Origin of the sequence: Streptomyces sp. NRRL S-495 (genome assembly GCF_000966955.1) — a bacterium.
Classification (GTDB): Bacteria; Actinomycetota; Actinomycetes; order Streptomycetales; family Streptomycetaceae; genus Kitasatospora; species Kitasatospora purpeofusca.
Genome location: NZ_JZWY01000863.1, coordinates 1 through 4,391, shown reverse-complemented (window position 1 = coordinate 4,391; position 4,391 = coordinate 1). Strand labels below are relative to the sequence as shown.

The 4,391-nt window shown below is 75.4% G+C and carries 5 protein-coding genes; 2 read left to right on the top strand and 3 right to left on the bottom strand.

Going from position 1 to position 4,391, the window contains the following annotated elements; genetic code table 11:
• Window positions 1-185 precede the first annotated feature (185 nt).
• Genes VR45_RS35075 through VR45_RS42990 form a run of 3 tightly spaced genes read right to left on the bottom strand, consistent with a single transcriptional unit; the run spans window position 186 to window position 2,224 of the window.
• A complete protein-coding gene (locus VR45_RS35075) occupies window positions 186-1,070 on the bottom strand; it encodes a GNAT family N-acetyltransferase (protein ID WP_234326460.1) in 885 nt (294 codons plus the stop codon).
• Between the two features lie 9 nt (window positions 1,071-1,079).
• Window positions 1,080-1,931: an AraC family transcriptional regulator gene (locus VR45_RS35070; protein WP_045943961.1), complete on the bottom strand. Its 852-nt coding sequence runs from the start codon at window positions 1,929-1,931 to the stop codon at window positions 1,080-1,082.
• A 41-nt stretch (window positions 1,932-1,972) separates the two neighbouring features.
• Window positions 1,973-2,224, bottom strand: coding sequence for a hypothetical protein (locus VR45_RS42990; protein WP_052709618.1), 252 nt, complete (start codon window positions 2,222-2,224; stop codon window positions 1,973-1,975).
• Window positions 2,225-2,551: 327 nt separating this feature from the next.
• On the opposite strand from VR45_RS42990, the gene VR45_RS35060 reads away from it, so the two are divergent.
• Both VR45_RS35060 and VR45_RS35055 read left to right on the top strand, forming a co-directional pair.
• Complete coding sequence (locus VR45_RS35060; protein WP_234326458.1) at window positions 2,552-3,601, top strand: MBL fold metallo-hydrolase; 1,050 nt, start codon at window positions 2,552-2,554, stop codon at window positions 3,599-3,601.
• Between the two features lie 274 nt (window positions 3,602-3,875).
• Window positions 3,876-4,292, top strand: a complete 417-nt coding sequence (locus tag VR45_RS35055; RefSeq protein WP_045943960.1) for a cupin domain-containing protein — start codon at window positions 3,876-3,878, stop codon at window positions 4,290-4,292.
• The last annotated feature ends 99 nt before the right edge of the window (window positions 4,293-4,391 follow it).

Below are 4,391 nucleotides of genomic sequence, written 5' to 3'. Positions count from 1 at the left end.
TCCTGCCCGTCACCCGCTGACCGGGGCCGCCTGTTCTCGCGCGGCCCGGCCCGGCCTGGTGGTCCGGCCTGGTCCGGCTTGTGCGGCCCGCACGGGAAGTCGGCCGATCCGACTTCCCGTGCGCCGACGGTCCCTGATCCGCAGGTGGGCCGGCGGCAGGCCGTCAGCAGGCGTTCAGCAGGCCGTCAGCAGGCTGTGAGTACGGCCTCCTCGTAACCGGTGACGGTGGTGAAGCCCAGACGCCGGTAGAGGGCGAGTGCGGTGGGGTGGTCGGCCCGGACGTTCAGGCCGATGTGGTCGACGCTGTCCGCCAGGACCTCGCAGAGCCGCGCGGTGCAGGCCGCCGCGAGCCCCTGCCCCCGGGCCTCCGGGTGGGTGGTGACGTTCCCGATCACCGCCACCCGTCGGGCGGCGGAGTGGACGTGCACGCCGGCCGTCGCGAGCAGTCGGCCCCCGGCGTCCCGGATCCCGAGGTAGGGGCCGGTGGTCAGCATCCGCTCGTCGAACCAGTTGCCCGGGTAGCCGGCGGCGAACAGGGCGCGCAGATCCGCGAGGTCCGCCGCGCCGAGCCGCGTCACCGGCCCAACCGGGCGCGTGCCCGATGCCTCGCCCAGGTGCGGCGCGAGGGCGGAGGGGTCGGTCAGCGCCATCCGCAGCATCGCCGTCCGGTGCTCGGCGCGGTAGTCCGGCGCGAGGGCGTCGACGCCGCCGTCGGTGAGGTGGGCGAGCAGTCGGCGCGGCAGCACGGGCCGCATCGCGTGCAGCAGTCCGGCCAGGCGGTCGGCGTGTGCGGGCCGGGCGAGGCCGAGCAGGGTGGGCACGTCCCCGACCGCGTACAGCAGCGCCACCGGACCGTCCGCCGACCTCGTGTACCAGGCGGTGTGGGACCAGAACGGCTCGTCCAGGTCGCCGAGTTCGAAGAGGTGGAGCTCGGGGTCCCGGCCGAACCGCTCGGCGAGCGCCGCCCGGTCGTGCAGGCTGGTCAGCGCTGCGGGGGAGACGGGGGCAGGGGGAGCGGGAGAGGCAGGGGCAGGGGGAGAAGCCGGGGCGGAGGCCGGGGTCGAGGACACTCGCCGAGCCTACGCGTGCTCCGGGGTGGTCATCGCGCCGGACCCGGCGGGGCGTGGACCCAGCAGGGCCCGGAGCCGGCCGGGCGGCAGTCCGGCCGCGCGGTGCACCACCCGGGTCAGATGAGCCTGGTCGGTGAAGCCCAACTCCTGGGCCAGCAGGGCGAGTCGAGTCTCACCCTCGGTCAGTCGCTCCAGGGCGAGGGTGACCCGCAGCCGGTTGCGGTAGCGGGCGATGCCCTCGCCGGTGCAGGCCCGGAAGATCCGGCTCAGATGGTGCGGCGAACAGCCGACCGCCCGGCCCAGCTCGTCCAGCCCGAGTCCGAGGTCCGCCGCCAGCGCGACCCGCGCGGCGTCCACCAGTCGACGGCGCGCCGCGTCCCGGACCGGCCGGCCGCTCGCCACCCTCGCCGGCGCCAGTGCCGTCAGCACCTCGCCCGCCAAGGCGACCGCACGCTCGGCGAGTTCGAACGAGTCCGCGCCGCCGCGCGCCCGGACGACCAGCATCCGATGGGCCAGCGCCATCCGCGGCGTGGTGAACACCAGCCCCTGAGGCACCTCCGGATCGCCGCCCAGCAGTTCGGCGGTCCGCGGCTCGGAGAGCACCAGCTCGGTGTAGAGGTCGCCGCCGCACGGATGCGCGAACTGCTGCTCGCAGCCGATCCGTTCGACATACACGCAGGCCGGGTCCAGTACCTGGTCGACCCCGTCGATCCGCCCCCGGAACATCCCCCGCCGCACCATCACCAGCCCGAACACCGGCGCCGGCCGCAACTCCGTCCACCCTTCCGGCGGGTCCTGGCAGGACACGTCGGCGACACACAGGTCGTCCCCACTCAACAGGGACGCACGTTCGACCGGCATGCCCGCACCCTACTCCCGGGGCGACCCACTGTCGTTGCCCGTCACCGACCGTCCAGCAGGGCGCCGTCCAGGCCCAGCAGCCGGACGCGTCCGCCCTCGAAGCCGAGGGCGAGCCCGGCGGTGAAGGCGGTCCGACCGTCCCGGTACTCGACCGCGCCGACCGACCGGACCGACTGCCCGAGGAAGCGCGTCAGCGGCAGATCCGCCGGATCGTCGGTCGTGCCGGTCTCCTCGGTTGCGCCCGTCGGGTCGGCCCGGAACGACAGGCCGCTGCCGGGCGTGCCGAAAAGCACGGGCCCGAGGTTTTCCAGGTGGAGCTACAGGTGCGACAACTGTGGTTCGGTGTCGGACTGTTGGTGGCGGCGGGCCGTGGTCACCCGGGTCAGTCAGGCGCCGACCAGGCCGACGGCCGTCACGGACTCCTCGTCGATCATCCGGCGATGCTCGCACGGTGCTTGCCCGCGCGCGAACGGATTGCACAAGAAACGACAAGCCGCCGGGGCGGGCGCGGCGGGACAGTGGGACCGGTCGGCGCCCCGTACGGGGGTCGGGGCGCCGACCCGAGTCGTTGAGTCGTTCTTCGGCCCCCGCCCAGTTCGCGTTCTGTCCGAGGAGTCCCGTTGAACGATCCGATCGTTCCCGCCGTGCCGTTCGCCGAAGATCCCGGAGCCGGTCCCGAGGCCGGTCCCGACCGGCCCGGGCGCCGCCGGATGCTGCGCGGCGCGCTCGCCGTCGCGGGCGCGGTGGCGCTGCGCCCGCTCGTCGCGGCGACACCCGCCGCCGCCGATCCTGCCGGGTCCGGTGCGGGTGCCGGCTCCGGTGCCGTCGTGGTGCGGCGGTTCGGCCGCTACGAGGTGCTGGCGCTGCTCGACGCCCACGGTCCGTTCCCCGGCACCGCGCAGGCCGCCTTCCCCGACGCGGCGGCCGCCGACTGGGAGCGCGCCCGCCGCCTCGACCCGGCCGCCTTCGGCCCGGGCGACACCTGGGAGCTGGACTTCCGCTGCTACGCCGTCCGCCGCCCCGGCGGCCGGGTCACTCTGGTGGACACCGGTATCGGCCCGGTCGGCAGCCCGGCCTCCGGTTGGGCGCCCGTCCCCGGGCAGCTGCCCGCCGTCCTGGCCCGGGCCGGGATCGCCCCGGCGGACGTCGAGACGGTGGTCCTGACCCACCTCCACGAGGACCACTACGGCTGGTCGGTCACCCCCGAGGGCGTACCGGTGTTCCCGAACGCCCGCTACGTGGTGCAGCACGCCGAGGTCGCGGCGCTCGGACCGACCCGGACGGCGCGCACCTACGTCGTCGAACCACTGCTGCGCGCAGGGCAGTTGCACGAGGTCGACGGCCACTCGGTGCTCGCCGGCCGGGCCCGGCCCGGAGGCGGCGCGATCACCCTGCTGCCGACGCCCGGCCACACGCCGGGCCACCAGTCGGTCCTGGTCGACGGCGGCGGGGACCGCCTGCTGGTCACCGGGGACGTGCTGGTCCACGCCGTCCAACTCGCCACCCCCGCCGTGCGCTACCTCTTCGAGGCCGACCCGGAGACGGCCCGCCGCAGCCGCGAGCAACTCCTCGCCGAGGCCCGCCGCACCGGCGCGGTACTCGGCACCGCCCACCTCGACCACCCCTTCGTCCGGCCGTGGACCCCGGCCGACCGCACGCCCCCGCACTGACACCGTCCGCCTCGGGGGAGCCGCCCTGGAGGGTCCCGCCGCTCCCCGCCCGCGTGGCGGCCGGTGCGCCGTCCAGGACTGATCGCCCGGGCCCCACCGGGCGTTCTTCGAGAGCTTCCTCAAGGACCCGGCTCGCTCCGGGGACCGCCGACCCGCGGTTCCACGGGCTGGGGCTCCGGTGGAGGCCGCCGCCCTCTGGCGGGACGGTTCGGGGTGTGGTCCCATCGCGAGTGGGGCGCGTGGGGGTGCCCGCGTCGAGAGGGGGCCGGTTCTTATGGACGAGCAGCCGTTCCGCACCGCCGAGGTCGAGGACGCCCCGGTCGTGGTCGCCCCGGACGGTGCCACCGTCCGGCCGTTGCTGACCCTGAACGGCCTCGGCAGTCAGGCCGCGTTCGAACTCGCTCCCGGTGCCGTCACCCGCGCCGTCTCCCATGCCACCGTGCAGGAGCTCTGGTACGTCACGGCCGGCCGGGGCCGGATCTGGCGGCGGCAGTCCGGCCGGGAGTCCGTGGACGTCCTGCGGGCGGGAACGTCGGTCTCGGTGCCACTGGGAACCGCCTTCCAGTTCCGTGCCGATCCGGACAGCCCGGGTCCGCTGCGCATCGTCGCCATCACCATGCCTCCCTGGCCGGACGGCTCCACCACCGAAGCCCGACCCGAGGACGGCCCCTGGTCTCCCACCGTCGGCTGACGCGAACGGGTGCGGCCGGTGTCCCCGTGGGAGTGGGGACACCGGCCGGCCGCAGGCTGCGTGGTGTTCGGTGCGCGTGGTGTTCGGTGTGTGCTGTTC

Bases quoted from the DNA above. Each gene is read 5' to 3' on its own strand.
- VR45_RS35070 (WP_045943961.1), bottom strand. From the start codon at position 1,931: ATGCCGGTCGAACGTGCGTCCCTGTTGAGTGGGGACGACCTGTGTGTC.
- VR45_RS35055 (WP_045943960.1), top strand. From the start codon at position 3,876: ATGGACGAGCAGCCGTTCCGCACCGCCGAGGTCGAGGACGCCCCGGTC.